We start from the raw sequence: 15,957 nt of genomic DNA, 5'->3' as shown, positions 1-15,957 counted from the left end.
GTATGCAGGAATTCCTGTCTGTCCTCACGAGCCTTGCCTGGCCCTTCGCGATCACGCTGGCCTGGCTGGTCGGCGAATTCGGGCAGCGCTGGACCGGCCTGCCGCGCATCAGTTCCTATGGCCTCGTCGGCTTCATCCTGGCCGCGCCCCAGTTGGGCGTGCTGCCGTTGCCGCCGTCGGGAGGCGGCACGACCCTGCTGCTGGCCGACGTCGGGTTCGGGCTGATCCTGTTCGAGCTCGGCTACCGCATCAACCTGCGCTGGCTGCGCACGAATCCGTGGATCGGCATCATGGGCCTGTTCGAAGCGGGCCTCACCTTCGTCGGCGTGTACCTCGTCGCGAACGCGTTCGGCGCGGCGCTGATCGACCGGCTGATGCTCGCGTCGCTGTCGATGGCGACGTCGCCGGCGACCGTCGTCCGCGTGATCAACGAACAGAAAAGCTCGGGCCAGGTGACGGAACGGGCACTGCACCTGTGCGCGCTGAACTGCGTGCTGGCCGTGTTCGCGTTCAACGCCACCGTCGGCCTGTGGATCTTCCGCACGTTCGAGGACGTCGGCGACGCGCTGTGGAACAGCCTCGTCGTGCTGGGCGTCTCGGCCTTCACGGGCGCCGTGTTCGGCCTCGTCGTGCCGGGCATCCTGCGCCTGCTGGGCAAGCTGGCGCAGGACGCGACCGTCGCCTTCGCGCTGGCCGTGATCCTGCTCGTCGCGATCACGTACGCACTGGGCCTGTCGCCCGTCGTCGCGGCGCTCGCGTTCGGACTGACGGCGCGCCACCGCCGCGTCGCGTTCAGCCAGGCGCAGCGCAATTTCGGCGCGCTGGGCGAACTGCTCACCGTCGTGCTGTTCGTGTTCGCCGCCTCGACGCTCGACTGGCGCCGCGTGTGGGCGGGCGCCCTGCTTGCCGTCGCCCTCGTGCTCGTGCGCCTGCTCGCCAAGACGGCCGGCGTGACCGCGTTCGCGCATTTGTCCGGCATCTCGTGGCGCAAGGGCGCGCTGACGGGCGTGGCGTTGACGCCGTTGTCCGTGTTCGTGATCCTCTTGATCGAGCATGCGCGCCACGCCGGCGTGCAGGTCGTCGAGGAATTGCGCGCCGTGGCCGCCGTGACGATGCTGCTCGAAGTATTCGGTCCCATCATCCTGCAGCGCGCCCTCGTGTGGGCGCGCGAAGCGCCGGAGGTCAACCATGCCGCTTGAACCCTTCGCCACCTCGGCACCGTTGACGTTCGGCGTGGAGCTGGAACTGCAGCTCGTCAGCCTGTCCGACTTCGACCTCACGCCGGCCAGCCCCGACCTGATGCATCTGCTGAAGCGCAAGCCGTTCCCCGGCAACGTCACGCCCGAGATCACGGAAAGCATGATCGAGATAAATTCGAGCGTGCAGACGAACTACCGCACGCTGCTGGCCGAGTTGCTCGACATACGCGATACGCTGGTCGCCGCCAGCGACGTGCTGAACATCGGCATCGCCGGCGGAGGCACGCATCCGTTCCAGCACTGGTCCGAACAGCGCATCTCGGCCAAGCCGCGCTACCAGGAATTGTCGGCGCTGTATGGCTATCTCGCCAAGCAGTTCACCGTGTTCGGCCAGCACGTGCACATCGGCTGCGCCAGCGGCGACGACGCGCTGTTCCTGCTGCACGCCCTGTCGCGCTACATCCCGCACTTCATCGCCCTGTCCGCGTCATCGCCGTTCGTGCAGGGCCACGACAGCGGCTTCGATTCGGCGCGCCTGAATTCGGTCTCGGCCTTTCCCCTGAGCGGCCGCGCGCCGTTCACGCTCAGCTGGGCGGACTTCGCCGACGTCTACTTCGCCAAGATGGAGCGCACGCGCATCATCAAGAGCATGAAGGATTTTTACTGGGACCTGAGACCGAAACCGGAATACGGCACGATCGAGCTGCGCGTGTGCGACACCCCGCTGACGGTCGAACGGGCCGCCGCCCTCGCGGCCTACCTGCAGGCGCTGTGCCGCCACCTGCTCGAACGGAAGGAAGCGCCGCCTCTGGAAGACGACTACCTCGTCTACAACTACAACCGCTTCCAGGCCAGCCGCTTCGGGCTCGACGGCGTGATCACGCATCCGAAGACCTACGAACAACTCCCGCTGCGCGAGGACATCATCGCCACCCTGGACCTGATGGAGCCGCACGCGCAGGCGCTGGGCAGCCTGGACGCGCTGCTGCACCTGGCCGCGGCGGCCAGCGACGGCGGTGACGCGAGTTTCCTGCGCGGGCAGTACCTACGCCAGGGCAGCGCGGAGGGCATGGTCGACGCGGCCATCCGGCGCTTCCGCGGACGATAATTTTTTTATCCTCGTGTCGATCCGCAGGCCGCTCGTTCGTCGTAGGATCAGAGGGATGTCCTCTGCCACTTACGCCAAGGAGACCGATCATGTCCACGAATACCGTCGAGCTGCACCGCGTCCTGAAATCCACCGCCGACCGCGTCTACCGCGCGTTCGTCACGCCTGCCGCCGTCGCCAAATGGCTGCCGCCGCACGGCTTCACCTGCACCGTGCACGAACAGGACGCCCGCGTCGGCGGCCGCTACCGGATGTCCTTCACGAACTTCACGACGGGCGGCAGCCACTCGTTCGGCGGCGAATACCTGGAACTGGAACCGGGCAAGCGCCTCGTCTACACGGCCGAATTCAACGATCCCAACCTGCCCGGCCGCATGCAGACGACCGTGGAACTGCGCGACGTGTTCTGCGGGGTCGACATCAAGGTCAAGCAGGAAGGCATCCCGGCCGCGATTCCCGCCGAGATGTGCTACCTCGGCTGGCAGGAATCGCTGCTGCTGCTCGCTCAACTCGTCGAGCCCGAGATCAAGGAGTAACAAGGTCGGGCGGCACCTCGTCGCGCTCGTGCAAGCCATAGTCGCGCACGACGGCGGCCACGCGCAGGCGGTAGTCGGCAAAGATGCCGGCCCGCCCCGCCGCCTGCATGGCGCGATGCGCGGGCAAGGTGCGCCAGCGTTTCACGGCATCCTCGTCGCGCCAGAACGACAGCGACAACATCTTCTCCGGCCGCGCCAGCGATGCGAAACGTTCGATGGAAATGAAGCCGTCGATCGCTTCCAGCTCGGGACGCAGCGCGGCGGCCGTGTCCAGGTAATCCTGGCGCTTGCCGGGCGCCGGCTCCACTTCGAAGATCACGGCGATCATGCGACGTTCTCCAGGAACGTGCGCTCCTCGCGCAGGATGAAGCTTTTTTCGCGCGCAAACTGGAAATTCGCCACTGCCTCGCCGTCGTTCTTCAAGCGCAGCCGATACGCTTCGTAGTCGGCCAGGCTGTCGAAGCCGACGAGACCCCATGCCTCGTAATTGGTGCCTTCGTGCGGCAGGAAGTAGCCGAGCAGGCGGCCCCCCAGGCGCGGAATGATGCGGCCCCAGTTCCCGGCATACTCGCGGAAGGCGTCGCGCTGGATGGGGTCGATCTCGTAGCGGATGAAACATGTGATGGGCATGATGGCTCCTCGTGACGTTGAAGCCCCATGGTAGCCACTGGCCCTGACGCTATGCTTCGGCTAAGATCGAAGCATATGAGAGACGGACCGAATATCGCCAACATCGCCGCACTGATCGGCGACCAGGCGCGCGCCGAAGTGCTGAACGTGCTGATGAGCGGCATGGCGCTGACGGCGACCGAACTGGCCGACGCCGCCGGCGTCACGCGCCAGACGATCAGCACGCATCTCGCCAAGCTGCGCGAGGCGGGCCTGCTCGCCGTCGAGGCGCAGGGGAGGCACCGTTATTTCCGCATCGCCGACGCCGACGTCGCGCACCTGCTCGAATCCATGATGGGCATCGCGTTCGGCACAGGTTCCGTGCGCGTGCGCTCCAGTCCACGCGAACCGGCGCTGCGCAAGGCGCGCGTCTGCTATGACCATCTGGCGGGCGAACTCGGGGTGCTCGTCTACGAAAGCCTGGCCCGGCGCGGCGCGTTCGCGCTGGATGCAGGCGGCGTCACACTGACCGACCGTGGGCGCGCACTGATCGCGGCCATCGGCATCGATCCACTGCCCTCCGCCACGCGGCGGCCGTTGTGCCGCCATTGCCTGGACTGGAGCGAGCGGCGCCATCATTTGGCCGGCGCCCTCGGGACGGCGCTGCTGGAGCGTTTCCAGCAACTGGGCTGGGCGCGCCGCGTGCCGGAGTCGCGCGTGCTCGCGTTCAGCGCGGACGGCGAAGCGGCGCTGCGGGCCTGGCTCGACTGAGTCAAGCCAACGACGGCCGGCCCTGCCCCAGGATCCGCGCCAGCAGCGGGCGCTTGACGGGCGCCGGCAGGCCGCGGTCGACGAGGCCCGCCCATTTCACGCTCAGCTGCTCGCAGGTGGCGCGCAGCACCGGATCGGCATCCGGCAGGCGCGCCAGCGCATTCAGGTGGCGCTCGATCACCGAAGCCAGTTTCACGCACGGCCCGTCGCCGCTCGCGCGGTCGCACGCGTCCGCGTTGTTCACGGTGTATTGCGACATCAGGTGCAGCAACGCCGCCACGAGCAGTTCGTGGCGCGTGGTGCGCCGCCCGTCCGGCGTGTTCAGTTCGTCCAGCAGATCGTCGTCCATACAGCCTCCTCGCATTTAAATGAGAATGATTCTCGTTTAGATTATGGAGCGGGACGAGACCGAACGCAAGCGCAATCTGTTATTGCCGGACCACGGCCATGAACCCCGCCGCGAGCAACACCATGCCGCCAGCCGAACCGTCGATCACCCGGCGCCGCTTGTCGCTGAGCTTGCGGCCACCGACCCGGCCCAGGGCAAGGCAGAGCGAGGTGTACACGACCCCGCACCAGAACATGAAGGCCGCGGACAGAGCGACCGCCTGCAGCGTCGTGTCGCCGCCGTGCCTGTCCATGAACTGGGGCAGGATGGCGACGTAGACCATCATCCCTTTCGGGTTCAGCAGGGACGTGAGGAATCCCCTGGAGAGCTGGTTCGCGACCTGCCCCTGCGGCACGACGAGCTCGCCGGCGCGCAGCGCCCCCCGGATCAGCTTCGAGGCCAGGTAGACCAGGTACGTGATCCCCGCCCAGCGGATTACCTCGAACAGGAGAGGCGACGCGGCCACGACGGCGGCAAGGCCGAGCGCCACCAGGAAGGAATGGACGCAGTAGCCGAGTAGCACGCCCGTCGTGGCGCGCAGGCCAGCGGGCGTCCCGCCGGACATCGCTTGCGACGCGATGAAAAGGATGTCGGGGCCGGGCGTGCAGATCAACGGCAGCACGGTGGCGGAAAACAGCAGGAGGGTATGGGTATTCATGAGGAACAGCGTACTGCGCCGCCGCGAAAATGTGCTGCCTAAGGCTTGTCAACCAACCACGATTTCGGGCAACATCTCCCGCATGGACGATTATGATCGGAAGATTCTTGCGGAACTCCAAAAGGATGGGCGCCTTTCTCTCACCGACCTGGGAGAACGCATCGGCTTGAGCCTGTCGCCGTGCCACCGGCGCGTGCGCGCGCTGGAAGACGCGGGGATCATCGCCGACTACCGCGCGACCATCGCGCCGGCGGCCGTCGGACTGAATTTCTCGGCCATCGTCTTCGTCACCTTGCGCGCCACCGACCGGGAGAGCGTACGTGCTTTCGAAGAACGCGTGCCCGGCGTTCCGGAAATCATCCAGGCGCAGCGCCTGTTCGGTGACCCGGACTACATCCTGAACGTCATCACGACGGACCTGGCGGCGTACCAGAAACTGTGGGACGACAGCCTGTCGACGTTGCCGAACGTGTTGCGGCTGACGTCGACGCTCGTGATGAAGAGCGTCGTGCAGGGCCGGCCCCTGCCGCTGTGATCAGAGGCGGCTCATAGGCGCGTTTCGCGCGCGGCGCGCAGGAATTCATCCAGCACTGGCGTGCAGTCGAGCAGGTCGCCGCCCGTGGCGCGGTGGAATTCCGGATGCCACTGCAGGCCCATCACGAACGGCGCGCGCTGGTAGCGGATCGCCTCGACGACGCCGTCCGGCTCGGACATCGCTTCCACGTGGATATCGCGCCCCAGGTCCTTGACGGCCTGGTGGTGGATCGAGTTCACGACGGCGCGCTCATGCTGGGGAAACATCTTGCGCAGCGACGACCCGTGCGGAAACACGATGGCATGGCGGTGGGCGTCGTAGATGTCGTGCACGTGCGGCTGGGCGCCGGGCACGTTCGTCACGATGTCCTGGTGCAAGGTCCCGCCGAACGCGACGTTGATCAGCTGGCAACCGCGGCAAATGCCCAGCACGGGCTTGCCCGCGTCGACGAATTCGTGCAGCAGTTCCAGTTCGTACACGTCGCGCGGGCGGTCGCCGCTCCATTCGGGCCGCGTCGGCGTTTCGGAATATGTCATCGGCGACACATCCGCCCCGCCCTGCAGCACGAGGCCGTCCAGGTGGCGCGCGTAATGACGCATCGTGATGTTGCTGGGGTGCAGCAGCCCGTTCGTATTCACGGTCGGGACCATGAACACGAGCACGTCCCGCGACATCACCCATTGCGCGATCGATTCTTCGAGGTATTGGAGGTTCTTGCTGCGCAGGCCTTTCGCGCCCTCTTCCGGGTGGAAGATGCGGGCGGAGACGCCGATGCGCAGCGTGCGCCGCATGAAGTCGCGGTTGAACTTGTCGGCCAGCGCACGCCAGCGCGAGCGCAATACGCGGCCGGCCAGGTTCAGCGGCGTGTCGTCGGTACGCAGGTAGCGTGACGCGCCGCCGTTGGCGCGCCGGTCGGGCACACGCGGCGGCGGTCCGGCGTCCACCGGTTCATTAGCGTGCTTGTCATTGTCCTCAGCCATGATCTCAATATATCCTTGCGACGGTCGCGCACGATTCGTTTTAAAAAAAATATCGTTTTAGTAATGAAATTCCCGCAGCCACCCGTATATGCACAGGATGCCGCGATGCCGCTCACTTGGCAATCCGTGCAACGAACACTTGCAAACTTGCGCTTAACAAGCAAAAATACTGTATTTCCATACAGTTGTTTCGGCCGCACGCCGCGTCCTGCCCTGTAGAACCCACCGCGTGAAGTCGCTTATTTTCCGCGCGACAAGATAGAATGCGCAGCATTCGAATGATTGAAGATCAAGCATGGCCACCAAGAAACCCGCACCCGATTACAGCGAATCATCCATCCGCGTCCTGAAAGGACTGGAGCCCGTCAAGCAGCGTCCGGGCATGTACACCCGCACCGAGAATCCGCTGCACATCATCCAGGAAGTGATCGACAACGCCTCGGACGAGGCGCTCGGCGGCCACTGCAAGAACATCGACGTGACGATGAATGCGGACGGTTCCATCACCGTCGAGGACGACGGCCGCGGCATCCCGGTCGGCCTGCATCCGGAAGAAGGCGTCTCGACCGTCGAGATCGTGTTCACCCGCCTGCACGCCGGCGGCAAGTTCGACAAGGGCTCCGGTGGCGCCTACGCGTTCTCGGGCGGCCTGCACGGCGTCGGCGTGTCCGTCACGAACGCGCTGTCGAAGCGTCTGGAAATCACGGTGTGGCGCAAGGACGACGACGGCAACGGCGTGCACAAGCTCGTGTTCGCCGACGGCGACGTCATCGAACCGCTGACCTCCGAACCGTTCGAACGGGGCGGCAAGAAGAACGGCACGCGCGTCACCGCCTGGCCGGACGGTAAATACTTCGATTCGCCGAACATCCCGATGAGCGAGCTGCAGCGCCTGCTGCGCTCGAAAGCCGTGCTGCTGCCGGGCGTCACCGTCACGCTGACCAATGCCAAGACCGGCGACAAGCAGACCTGGCGCTACGACGAAGGCCTGCGCGGCTACCTGACGGAAGCGCTGGCGCAGACGGCGGGCGGCGGCCAGACCGTGATCCCGCTGTTCGAAGGCGCGCAGTACGCCGCCGCCGGCGATGAAGGCTTTGCCGAGGGCGAAGGCGCGGCGTGGGTCGTGGCCTGGACCGAGGAAGGTTCGGTGGTACGCGAATCGTATGTCAACCTGATCCCGACGGTCAGCGGCGGCACGCACGAGTCCGGCCTCCGGGACGGCCTGTTCGGCGCCGTGAAGGGCTTCGTCGAGATGCACTCGCTGCTGCCGAAGGGCGTCAAGCTGCTGCCGGAAGACGTGTTCGCGCGCGTCTCGTTCGTGCTGTCCGCGAAGGTGCTGGACCCGCAATTCCAGGGCCAGACGAAGGAACGCCTGAACTCGCGCGACGCGGTGAAACTCGTGTCGGCGTTCACCAAGCCGCCGCTCGAACTGTGGCTGAACCAGCACGTCGAATATGGCCGCAAGCTGGCGGAACTCGTCATCAAGCAGGCGCAATCGCGTCTCCGCTCGCTGCAAAAGGTCGAGAAGAAAAAGTCGTCGGGCGTGGCCGTTTTGCCGGGCAAGCTGACCGACTGCGAATCGACCGACATCACCCGCAACGAGCTGTTCCTCGTCGAGGGCGATTCGGCGGGCGGCTCCGCGAAAATGGGCCGCGACAAGGAATTCCAGGCGATCCTGCCGCTGCGCGGCAAGGTCCTGAACACGTGGGAAACGGACCGCGACCGCCTGTTCGCGAACAACGAGATCCACGACATCGCGGTGGCGATCGGCGTCGACCCGCACGGCCCGGACGACAATCCGGATATCTCGGGCCTGCGCTACGGGAAGATCTGCATCCTCTCCGATGCGGACGTCGACGGCTCGCACATCCAGGTGCTGCTCTTGACGCTGTTCTTCAAGCACTTCCCGGCCCTCTTCAAGAACGGCCACGTGTGCGTCGCGCGCCCGCCGCTGTACCGCGTCGATGTGCCGGCGCGCGGCAAGAAGCCGATCCAGAAGCTGTACGCGCTGGACGACGGCGAACTGCTCGCCATCGAGGACAAGCTGAAAAAAGAAGGCCTGAAGGAAGGCACGTGGAGCATTTCCCGCTTCAAGGGCCTGGGCGAGATGAACGCCGAGCAGCTGTGGGAAACGACGATGAACCCGGACACCCGCCGCCTGCTGCCGGTGGCCTTCGGCGACTACGGCCTGGCCGAATCGTCGGCGCGCTTCAACATGCTGATGGGTAAAGGCGAAGCCGCTGCCCGCCGCGCGTGGCTGGAAGAGCACGGGAACGAGACGGAAGCGGATATTTGATAACGGATGCGCCGCATGAAATTGGGCCCCTGCCTCCGCAGGGGCGACGGTCTTACGGCCAACACAATAAGCACGTCGTTCCCGCGCACGCGGGAACCCAAGTTTGCATGAACGAACAAACAAAATGACCCAAGCAAGCCTCTTCGAACAAACCACTCCCCCCGGCGGCGGCGACAACGCCGAGACGCTGACCCTCTCGACTTTCGCCGAGCGCGCCTACCTGGACTATGCCGTCTCGGTCGTGAAAGGCCGCGCGCTGCCGGACGTCTCGGACGGCCAGAAGCCCGTCCAGCGCCGCATCCTGTATTCGATGAACGAACTGGGTCTCGGCCCGACCGCGAAGCCGCGCAAGTCCGCGACCGTCGTCGGCGACGTGCTCGGCAAGCTGCACCCGCACGGCGACCAGTCGGTGTACGACGCCCTCGTGCGCATGGCCCAGGACTTTTCGCTGCGCTATCCGCTGATCGACGGCCAGGGCAACTTCGGCTCGCGCGACGGCGACGGCGCCGCCGCGATGCGTTACACGGAAGCCCGTCTGACGCCCGTCTCGCGCCTGCTGCTCGACGAGATCGACATGGGCACCGTCGACTTCCAGCCGAACTACGACGGTTCGAGCGAAGAACCGCGCACCCTGCCCGCGCGCCTGCCGATGCTGCTGCTGAACGGCGCATCCGGCATCGCGGTCGGCATGGCCACCGAGATCCCGTCGCACAACCTGCGCGAAGTGGCCGCCGCCGCCGTCGCGATGATCCGCAATCCGAAGATCACGCACGCCGAGCTGATGACCCTCATGCCCGGTCCGGACTATCCGGGCGGCGGCCAGATCATCACCCCGGCATCCGCCATCGCCGACATGTACGCGTCGGGCCGCGGCTCGATGAAGGTGCGTGCGCGCTGGAAGATCGAGGAGCTGGCGCGCGGCCAGTGGCAGGCCGTCGTCACCGAGCTGCCGCCCGGCGTGTCGTCGCAGCGCGTGCTGGAAGAGATCGAGGAACTGACCAACCCGAAGATCAAGGTCGGCAAGAAGACCCTGCTGCCCGAGCAGCTCACGCTGAAGCAGACGATCCTCGGCGCGCTGGATGCCGTGCGCGACGAATCCGGCCGCGAGGCGCCGGTGCGTCTCGTGTTCGAGCCGAAGTCGAAGAACCAGGACCAGACCGAATTCATGCTGATGCTGCTGGCGCACACGTCGCTGGAAACGTCGGCCCCGATCAACCTCGTGATGATCGGCGGCGACGGCCGTCCGCGCCAGAAGGGTCTCACCGAGATCCTGCAGGAATGGATCGAGTACCGCTTCGTCACGGTCCGCCGCCGCACGGAATTCAAGCTGGGCAAGGTCAACGACCGCATCCACATCCTGGAAGGCCGCGAGATCGTCCTGCTGAACATCGATGAGGTCATCCACATCATCCGCAATTCGGACGATCCGAAGGCCGCGTTGATCGAGCGTTTCCGCCTGTCCGAGCGCCAGGCCGAGGACATCCTCGAGATCCGCCTGCGCCAGCTGGCGCGCCTGGAAGCGATCAAGATCCAGCAGGAGCTGGCCGAGCTGCGCGGCGAAAAGGAAAAGCTGGAAGACATCCTCGAGAACCCGTCGTCGATGAAGCGCCTGATCATCCGCGAGATCGAGGCCGATTCGAAACAGTACGGCGACGACCGCCGCACGCTGATCGAGGAAGCGCAGAAGGCCGTGGCCGAGCAGAAGATCATCGACGAGCCGGTGACGGTCATCGTCTCCGAAAAAGGCTGGGTGCGCGCGCGTACCGGCGTCGGCCACGATCCGGCCCAGTTCACGTTCAAGGCGGGCGACTCACTGTACGGCGCGTTCGAGTGCCGCACGGTCGACACGCTGTTGTGCGTCGGCGACAACGGCAAGGTGTATTCCGTGCCCGTGGCCGCCCTGCCCGGCGCGCGCGGCGACGGCGTCCCCATCACGACGTTGGTCGACCTGTCGGGCGGCGGTCGCATTCTGTACTACTACGTGGGCCCGGCCGAGACGCGCCTGCTGCTCGCGACGACGACCGGCTTCGGCTTCATCACGAAGGCCGGCGACATGATCACGCGCCTGAAAGGTGGTAAATCGTTTATCACGCTGGACGACGGCGCCGTGCCGCTGGCGCCGCGCGTCGTGGTGGACAACGCGGGCGCCATCGCCTGCCTGTCCGAGAAGGGCCGCGTGCTGGTGTTCGGCATCGACGAGATGAAGGTGCTGCAGAACGGCGGCCGCGGCGTGATCCTGATGGGCCTCGAGCCGAAGGAAAAGCTGCTGGCCGTGCAGCCGATCAGCCAGAAAGGCCTGAACGTGGTCGGCACCTGGGCCGGCGACAAGCCGCGCACGGTGGAGTTGTTCGCCTCCGGCCTGGAGCCGCACTTCGGCAAGCGGGCCAACAAGGGCAAGCCGTTGTCGGCCAAGCTGAAGGCGAAAGACCTCGCGATGCGCCAGACGGACGGCGGTTGATGAAAAAACAAACGGACCCACGCGGGTCCGTTTGTTTTTGGGCGACCGCAGGATTACTTGGCGGCGTCCTTGTGTGCCTCGGCAGTGGCTTCGGCACGCTTTTCATTGGCTTTGGCGTGGGCCTTGGCTTTATCGGCGTTGGCGTCCACGACCTTCTTCTGGGCCTTTTCGTCGGCCTTGATCATGGTCTTCTGGGCGTCGTAATTGGCTTCGGCGGTCTTTTCCTCGGCCTTGGCGGCAGCCTTGGCCTTGTCTTCCGGATCAGCCTTGGCGACTTTCTCGTGAGCCTTGGCAACCTTCTTCTCGGCCTTGTCGTGTGCCTTGGCCTTCTTCTCGTTGGCCTTGTCGACGGCCTTGTTAATCTTCTCGTCCTGTTTCGACATCTCCTTGGCTTCCTTCTCGTTGGCCTTGGCGATCTTCTTGTCGGCATCCGCATTGCCGGTCGAGGTCGTACCAGCGGTGCCGCTCTGGCCCGACGACATGGTGGTGTCGGTGGTGGTCGTGACCGGGGTCGCCGGTGCGGTCGTGGTCTGGGCGTAGACCGAGGTGGCGAACAGGCCGGCGATCAGGGTGGCGAGCAGTTTATTCATCGTAGTTCTCCTGAAGATTATGGTGGGGCGCGCCGTGACGCGCCATATGTTTTTGTTAAGTCAGGGCTTCAGAATATGCTTCGGACAACTTTCGCTCTGTTCGGCAGCGCACGCAGTACATACTGGCCATCATCCAATTTGTGACAAGATTTTTCAGCGTTGGGCCGCCTTCTCGGCACCCTTGCGTTTCGACTCCGCATGCTTTTTCTTGCTTGCCTTCACGGCCGCTTGCGTTTTCATGCGGCTGCCCGGCGGCTCTTTCACGGAGCGCGCGTTCGCCTGCATGACTTCGCTCTCGGCCTTCGTGCCGGCCTTGCCGCGCCCGCCGGTAGCGGCTGCATCGGTGTCGGTGTTGTTGGGTGCCGTCGTGTTGGTGGCCTGGGCATTCACGCTGTCGGCCTTGCCCGGCGCGGGATTGATGACGGCCGTGCTCTTGCCGACGACCTGTCCGGCGTTGTTGACGCCGGCGGCCTGGCGGCCCGTGGCGTCATGCGCGGAACCGGTGTTCGCCGTGCCGTCCGTGCGCAGGCCCGTGCCGGACACGCCGGCGGCCGTGGTGTTGTGGCCGGAGACAGCCTGGCCGATGGGCGCCGTATTGGCCGTGGTCTGGGCCCAGGCCGACGATGCCAGCAGCGCACACACGAGGGTGGGGAGGAATTTGTTCATGATGATCTCGTTTCGTAAGGTGAGTAACTCGAAACGAGGATAGGTGCGTCGCCCGGGTGACTCTGTTCGGCAGCGCACCCGCCGGTGCTACTTTTTGGCAGGACGGCCCGCGTACAGGTCGATGATGTCGCTGATGCCGTCCTGGCAGACGGGGCAGAACTCGCCGCTGCGGTCGAACATGATGCATTGCATGGCCGGACGGTAATAGCCGGCCGCTTCGTAGTTCGCCCCTTCGAACGCGCCGATCGCCTTGCGGTACCTGGCCTGCGCAAACAGGGCGTTCGAGTGCGCCAGGTCTGCGCGGAACAGCGCGCTCATCTCCGCCTCCGGCCGGTTGGCCGCCCGCAGCGCCGCCCGCTTTTTCTGGTACTCGCGCGAATACGCTTCGTACTCGGCCTTGGGCCACGGCGTCGGCAACGGCGTGCCGGCCTGCACGTATTGCTTCCACTTCAGGCGGGCCGGATCGCGCAACGCCGTCACGTTCGGCTCCCACGGCTCCATGCGCGCGCCGCTGGACTGGTATGCGACGGGCGACGTGTAGTACTCGTCGGCCAGCCCGGCGAAGTGGTGGCCGAACTCGTGCACGAACAGATAGTCCGCCCAGTCGTTGTCCGCGGCCGCCGTGCTGAACTGGCCGAAGATGCCGCCGCCGCCATACGTGTCGTTGTTGACGAGGATCTCGATGAATTCGTACGGCGCGTACTGCGCGATGTCGCGCAGCGCACGGTTGTCCAGGGTCAGCACATAGCGCTCGCTGCCGAAAATGTCGTAGCGCGTGCCCAGCGCGGACGCGTGATGGACGCCCGTCGACGGCCGCGACACGCCCGATTCCTGCGTCGGCACGGCCAGCGCCCACACATTGAAATCGTTCGCGCGCTCCCTGAACGGCGACACCTCGAACAAATGCTGCGCGAGGCGGCGCACCGCGGCTTCGAACTTCGGCATCTCGGCCTGCGTGTAGCCGTCGCCCAGCACGAGCAGGTCGACCTTGCGCGGCGACGGTCCGCTCACGCGGATCGGAATCGGCCTGGCCGGCGCCGGCCCCTGCACGCGCACGACGTCCTGCGCATCCGTATCGACGTCCACGCTCCACGCGACGGAGAACTGGTTGCGCTCGTCGCGCTTCAGGATGCGCACGCGCACGGGGCGGTCGGGCTTCGGAAAGCGCACGGACTCATGGAACCCACGGCTGAGTTTATTTGCCTCCTCGGTCGTCTTCCACTCGCCGAACACGGTGGAAAAGTCGCGCGAATACAGCACATCTCCCGTCTTCGCATCGGCCACCTCGACGCGGTTGTTGCCGCGGTTGGTGTCGTCGAACGGCCGCGCCATATCGCCCGGCCATGGCAGCGGTTCGATCAGCACGCGCTCGATCGCGTATTGTTCGGACAGGGCATTGCCGCTGTGGATGTAGTCGAGGCGGACGGTGGCGGGCTGGGCGGCGAGTGCCAGTGCGGGGAAGGCGCAGGCGGCCAGCAGGGAGAACAGGGATCGGATCATGGGGCGCTCCGTCGTCAGTTTGGCAGGCTCTTCAGCAAGCTTTGCAGGTTGCCGTCGATGCTGCCGTAAGCGCTGCGTATCTGGGTCAAGGTCTTGAGCATCTGGTGCGGTGTCGCGATGCCCGTTTCGAGGTCGCTCAACATGTCCATCATGCGCGGGCCGTCGAGGAAATTCGCACTGCCGGCGCCCGTGAGCGTCTGTACGTCACGCATATTGGCATAGGCCGTCACATACCGCTGCAACTGCTCGTCCTGCATCCATGTCACGGCCTGGTTGGCGACGGCGGCGTCCCATGCTTCATGGCGCAACGTGGGTACCTGGATGCCGAGGGTGATGCCTTCCTTCCAGTCGGTCTTGAAGCGCGCCATCAACACATCGTCGGCCACCTTGTCGCGGATGCCCTGCAACAATTCGGCGCGAACCCGCTTGACTTCTTTCAGGTCGCTCTCGTTATGCGCGAGCACGGTCTGGACGTCCTTCGCGTTGAGGCGCAGTTCGGCCTCGATCTTCTCGGCGGCCTCGTGCGCAAGATGCTTGTGGTGGATGGTCTGTACGGCGTGCTCGAGCGCCAGGGCGGTCAGGATACTGATGACGATCATCACGTACTCGCCGCCGAACTCCTTCAGCTTCTTCGATTTCGGAACCTCGAAATGCATGGTGGACCCTGCGATAGATATGAAACTTGCAATCTAGCGCAGGTTTGGCTTTCTGACAATCAACCTTCGGTTGACACCTCGGGCAACGCGAGCCGCCAGTGTTCCCAATCCGGATCGGGCGCGCCGCCGAAGCGGCGGTACAGCCGTTTCGCGCCAACGTTGGTGGGGAGCACGAGCCAGGTGATCTGTCCGGCGCCGATGCATTCCGCCTCGCGCCGCAAGTGGGCAAACAGATCCGCCGCAATGCCCTGGTTTCGGTACGCGGCGTCGACGAACAATTCCTTCAGAGTCACAGTTGGGCGCAGGTCGAACGTGAATGCCTGGACGAGCCAGACGGCATAGCCGGCAAGCCTCCCGCCCTCGCCTTGTGCGACGAGGATCCCGCACTGTGCACCCGGCCCGAAGGCGCGGGCACGCAGGTCGCGGGCCGTCACCCGGAACCGGGGCAGATAACCCTCGCATGCCGCCAGCGCGCGCATCATGCCGATGAGCGCCTCCGCGTCTTCCGGCCGCGCGGGCCGGATCGGACAGCGATCATGCGCCATCGCCGGTCGCCAGTTCGAACCCTTCGTCGATCCAGCCCGTGATCCCGCCGATCATCAGCTTGACGGGCCGCCCCAGCTTCGCCAGCCGGTACGCGGCGCGGTGCGCGCCATTGCAATGGGGGCCGGCGCAATAGACGACGAACAAGGTGTCCAGCGGATAATCGCGGAGCTTCGCCTCGACGATCTTCCCGTGCGGCATGTTAATCGCCTGCGGCACATGGCCCCGTGCGTACAGCTCGGGGCTGCGCACGTCGAACAGGACGAAATCCTGCGTGCCGCTGGCGATCGCGTCGTGCACGTCCCAGCAATCCGTCTCGAATTCGAAGGCGGTACCAAAATGAACCATCGCGCGCTCGCCGGAGGCTGCGGGGATGGCGGATACGGATGAAGTCATGCGTTTCTCCTGTCAATAAGGCGCCAGTGTCGCAGCGCCGGCGCGCTGGCGGCAGTGCCTTGCGTGAC

General features: G+C 65.4%; 18 protein-coding genes. 7 read left to right on the top strand and 11 right to left on the bottom strand.

Annotation, left to right across the window (positions count from 1 at the left end; genetic code table 11):
• Positions 1-2: 2 nt before the first annotated feature.
• The 3 genes from ACEN9H_RS01900 to ACEN9H_RS01890 all read left to right on the top strand — a co-directional run bounded on the left by ACEN9H_RS01900 (position 3) and on the right by ACEN9H_RS01890 (position 2,843).
• Complete coding sequence (locus ACEN9H_RS01900; RefSeq protein ID WP_413673583.1) at positions 3-1,199, top strand: cation:proton antiporter; 1,197 nt, start codon at positions 3-5, stop codon at positions 1,197-1,199.
• Complete coding sequence (locus tag ACEN9H_RS01895; protein WP_413673582.1) at positions 1,189-2,307, top strand: YbdK family carboxylate-amine ligase; 1,119 nt, start codon at positions 1,189-1,191, stop codon at positions 2,305-2,307. The genes ACEN9H_RS01900 and ACEN9H_RS01895 overlap by 11 nt, the downstream gene beginning before the upstream one ends.
• Before the next feature lie 89 nt (positions 2,308-2,396).
• Complete coding sequence (locus ACEN9H_RS01890; RefSeq protein ID WP_056124299.1) at positions 2,397-2,843, top strand: SRPBCC family protein; 447 nt, start codon at positions 2,397-2,399, stop codon at positions 2,841-2,843.
• Here ACEN9H_RS01890 and ACEN9H_RS01885 read toward each other — a convergent pair.
• Together ACEN9H_RS01885 and ACEN9H_RS01880 are read right to left on the bottom strand one after the other, a co-directional pair.
• Entirely contained in the window at positions 2,833-3,171 is a 339-nt protein-coding gene (locus tag ACEN9H_RS01885; protein ID WP_413673581.1) for an antibiotic biosynthesis monooxygenase family protein, read from the bottom strand. The genes ACEN9H_RS01890 and ACEN9H_RS01885 overlap by 11 nt on opposite strands.
• A complete protein-coding gene (locus tag ACEN9H_RS01880) occupies positions 3,168-3,473 on the bottom strand; it encodes an NIPSNAP family protein (protein WP_413673580.1) in 306 nt (101 codons plus the stop codon). The genes ACEN9H_RS01885 and ACEN9H_RS01880 overlap by 4 nt, the downstream gene beginning before the upstream one ends.
• A gap of 75 nt (positions 3,474-3,548) precedes the next feature.
• Between ACEN9H_RS01880 and ACEN9H_RS01875 the strand changes: the two genes are divergently transcribed.
• On the top strand, positions 3,549-4,223 hold the full coding sequence (locus tag ACEN9H_RS01875; RefSeq protein ID WP_056124305.1) for an ArsR/SmtB family transcription factor: 675 nt from the start codon (positions 3,549-3,551) through the stop codon (positions 4,221-4,223).
• A 1-nt stretch (position 4,224) separates the two neighbouring features.
• Here ACEN9H_RS01875 and ACEN9H_RS01870 read toward each other — a convergent pair whose 3' ends face one another.
• Both ACEN9H_RS01870 and ACEN9H_RS01865 read right to left on the bottom strand, forming a co-directional pair.
• A complete protein-coding gene (locus ACEN9H_RS01870) occupies positions 4,225-4,572 on the bottom strand; it encodes a hypothetical protein (protein WP_056124306.1) in 348 nt (115 codons plus the stop codon).
• A gap of 79 nt (positions 4,573-4,651) precedes the next feature.
• The gene (locus tag ACEN9H_RS01865; protein WP_413673579.1) at positions 4,652-5,269 is read right to left on the bottom strand and encodes a LysE family translocator; all 618 of its coding nucleotides are present in this window, start codon (positions 5,267-5,269) and stop codon (positions 4,652-4,654) included.
• 82 nt (positions 5,270-5,351) lie between these two features.
• On the opposite strand from ACEN9H_RS01865, the gene ACEN9H_RS01860 reads away from it, so the two are divergent.
• The gene (locus tag ACEN9H_RS01860) at positions 5,352-5,804 is read left to right on the top strand and encodes an Lrp/AsnC family transcriptional regulator (protein ID WP_413673578.1); all 453 of its coding nucleotides are present in this window, start codon (positions 5,352-5,354) and stop codon (positions 5,802-5,804) included.
• Positions 5,805-5,815: 11 nt separating this feature from the next.
• Here ACEN9H_RS01860 and ACEN9H_RS01855 read toward each other — a convergent pair whose 3' ends face one another.
• Positions 5,816-6,784 (bottom strand): gamma-glutamyl-gamma-aminobutyrate hydrolase family protein, encoded by a 969-nt coding sequence (locus tag ACEN9H_RS01855; protein WP_413673577.1) that lies wholly within the window; start codon positions 6,782-6,784, stop codon positions 5,816-5,818.
• Between the two features lie 295 nt (positions 6,785-7,079).
• Between ACEN9H_RS01855 and ACEN9H_RS01850 the strand changes: the two genes are divergently transcribed.
• Together ACEN9H_RS01850 and parC are read left to right on the top strand one after the other, a co-directional pair.
• The gene (locus ACEN9H_RS01850; protein WP_056124316.1) at positions 7,080-9,080 is read left to right on the top strand and encodes a DNA topoisomerase IV subunit B; all 2,001 of its coding nucleotides are present in this window, start codon (positions 7,080-7,082) and stop codon (positions 9,078-9,080) included.
• Between the two features lie 124 nt (positions 9,081-9,204).
• Positions 9,205-11,538: a DNA topoisomerase IV subunit A gene (parC, locus tag ACEN9H_RS01845; RefSeq protein WP_413673576.1), complete on the top strand. Its 2,334-nt coding sequence runs from the start codon at positions 9,205-9,207 to the stop codon at positions 11,536-11,538.
• Positions 11,539-11,591: 53 nt separating this feature from the next.
• Here the strand turns inward: parC and ACEN9H_RS01840 are convergent, their stop codons facing one another.
• The 6 genes from ACEN9H_RS01840 to ACEN9H_RS01815 form a co-directional block, all read right to left on the bottom strand.
• On the bottom strand, positions 11,592-12,128 hold the full coding sequence (locus ACEN9H_RS01840) for a hypothetical protein (protein WP_371768920.1): 537 nt from the start codon (positions 12,126-12,128) through the stop codon (positions 11,592-11,594).
• 153 nt (positions 12,129-12,281) lie between these two features.
• Positions 12,282-12,794 carry a hypothetical protein gene (locus ACEN9H_RS01835; protein ID WP_160409432.1) on the bottom strand — a complete coding sequence of 171 codons (513 nt, stop codon included), beginning with the start codon at positions 12,792-12,794 and terminating at the stop codon, positions 12,282-12,284.
• 87 nt (positions 12,795-12,881) lie between these two features.
• Positions 12,882-14,294, bottom strand: coding sequence for a M64 family metallopeptidase (locus tag ACEN9H_RS01830; RefSeq protein ID WP_413673575.1), 1,413 nt, complete (start codon positions 14,292-14,294; stop codon positions 12,882-12,884).
• 14 nt (positions 14,295-14,308) lie between these two features.
• Positions 14,309-14,950 carry a hypothetical protein gene (locus tag ACEN9H_RS01825; protein WP_413673574.1) on the bottom strand — a complete coding sequence of 214 codons (642 nt, stop codon included), beginning with the start codon at positions 14,948-14,950 and terminating at the stop codon, positions 14,309-14,311.
• A gap of 59 nt (positions 14,951-15,009) precedes the next feature.
• Positions 15,010-15,495, bottom strand: a complete 486-nt coding sequence (locus tag ACEN9H_RS01820) for an N-acetyltransferase family protein (protein ID WP_413673573.1) — start codon at positions 15,493-15,495, stop codon at positions 15,010-15,012.
• Entirely contained in the window at positions 15,485-15,889 is a 405-nt protein-coding gene (locus ACEN9H_RS01815; RefSeq protein WP_413673572.1) for a rhodanese-like domain-containing protein, read from the bottom strand. The genes ACEN9H_RS01820 and ACEN9H_RS01815 overlap by 11 nt, the downstream gene beginning before the upstream one ends.
• Positions 15,890-15,957: the final 68 nt, after the last annotated feature.

The sequence above is a fragment of the Massilia cellulosiltytica genome, assembly GCF_047325105.1.
In the GTDB taxonomy this organism is placed as follows: Bacteria; Pseudomonadota; Gammaproteobacteria; order Burkholderiales; family Burkholderiaceae_D; genus Telluria; species Telluria orientalis.
This window is presented reverse-complemented; position numbering and strand designations above follow the sequence as displayed.

Coding starts and splice junctions, on each gene's coding strand:
- ACEN9H_RS01900 (WP_413673583.1), top strand. CDS start 3: ATGCAGGAATTCCTGTCTGTCCTCACGAGCCTTGCCTGGCCCTTCGCG.
- ACEN9H_RS01895 (WP_413673582.1), top strand. CDS start 1,189: ATGCCGCTTGAACCCTTCGCCACCTCGGCACCGTTGACGTTCGGCGTG.
- ACEN9H_RS01890 (WP_056124299.1), top strand. CDS start 2,397: ATGTCCACGAATACCGTCGAGCTGCACCGCGTCCTGAAATCCACCGCC.
- ACEN9H_RS01885 (WP_413673581.1), bottom strand. CDS start 3,171: ATGATCGCCGTGATCTTCGAAGTGGAGCCGGCGCCCGGCAAGCGCCAG.
- ACEN9H_RS01880 (WP_413673580.1), bottom strand. CDS start 3,473: ATGCCCATCACATGTTTCATCCGCTACGAGATCGACCCCATCCAGCGC.
- ACEN9H_RS01875 (WP_056124305.1), top strand. CDS start 3,549: ATGAGAGACGGACCGAATATCGCCAACATCGCCGCACTGATCGGCGAC.
- ACEN9H_RS01870 (WP_056124306.1), bottom strand. CDS start 4,572: ATGGACGACGATCTGCTGGACGAACTGAACACGCCGGACGGGCGGCGC.
- ACEN9H_RS01865 (WP_413673579.1), bottom strand. CDS start 5,269: ATGAATACCCATACCCTCCTGCTGTTTTCCGCCACCGTGCTGCCGTTG.
- ACEN9H_RS01860 (WP_413673578.1), top strand. CDS start 5,352: ATGGACGATTATGATCGGAAGATTCTTGCGGAACTCCAAAAGGATGGG.
- ACEN9H_RS01855 (WP_413673577.1), bottom strand. CDS start 6,784: ATGGCTGAGGACAATGACAAGCACGCTAATGAACCGGTGGACGCCGGA.
- ACEN9H_RS01850 (WP_056124316.1), top strand. CDS start 7,080: ATGGCCACCAAGAAACCCGCACCCGATTACAGCGAATCATCCATCCGC.
- parC (WP_413673576.1), top strand. CDS start 9,205: ATGACCCAAGCAAGCCTCTTCGAACAAACCACTCCCCCCGGCGGCGGC.
- ACEN9H_RS01840 (WP_371768920.1), bottom strand. CDS start 12,128: ATGAATAAACTGCTCGCCACCCTGATCGCCGGCCTGTTCGCCACCTCG.
- ACEN9H_RS01835 (WP_160409432.1), bottom strand. CDS start 12,794: ATGAACAAATTCCTCCCCACCCTCGTGTGTGCGCTGCTGGCATCGTCG.
- ACEN9H_RS01830 (WP_413673575.1), bottom strand. CDS start 14,294: ATGATCCGATCCCTGTTCTCCCTGCTGGCCGCCTGCGCCTTCCCCGCA.
- ACEN9H_RS01825 (WP_413673574.1), bottom strand. CDS start 14,950: ATGCATTTCGAGGTTCCGAAATCGAAGAAGCTGAAGGAGTTCGGCGGC.
- ACEN9H_RS01820 (WP_413673573.1), bottom strand. CDS start 15,495: ATGGCGCATGATCGCTGTCCGATCCGGCCCGCGCGGCCGGAAGACGCG.
- ACEN9H_RS01815 (WP_413673572.1), bottom strand. CDS start 15,889: ATGACTTCATCCGTATCCGCCATCCCCGCAGCCTCCGGCGAGCGCGCG.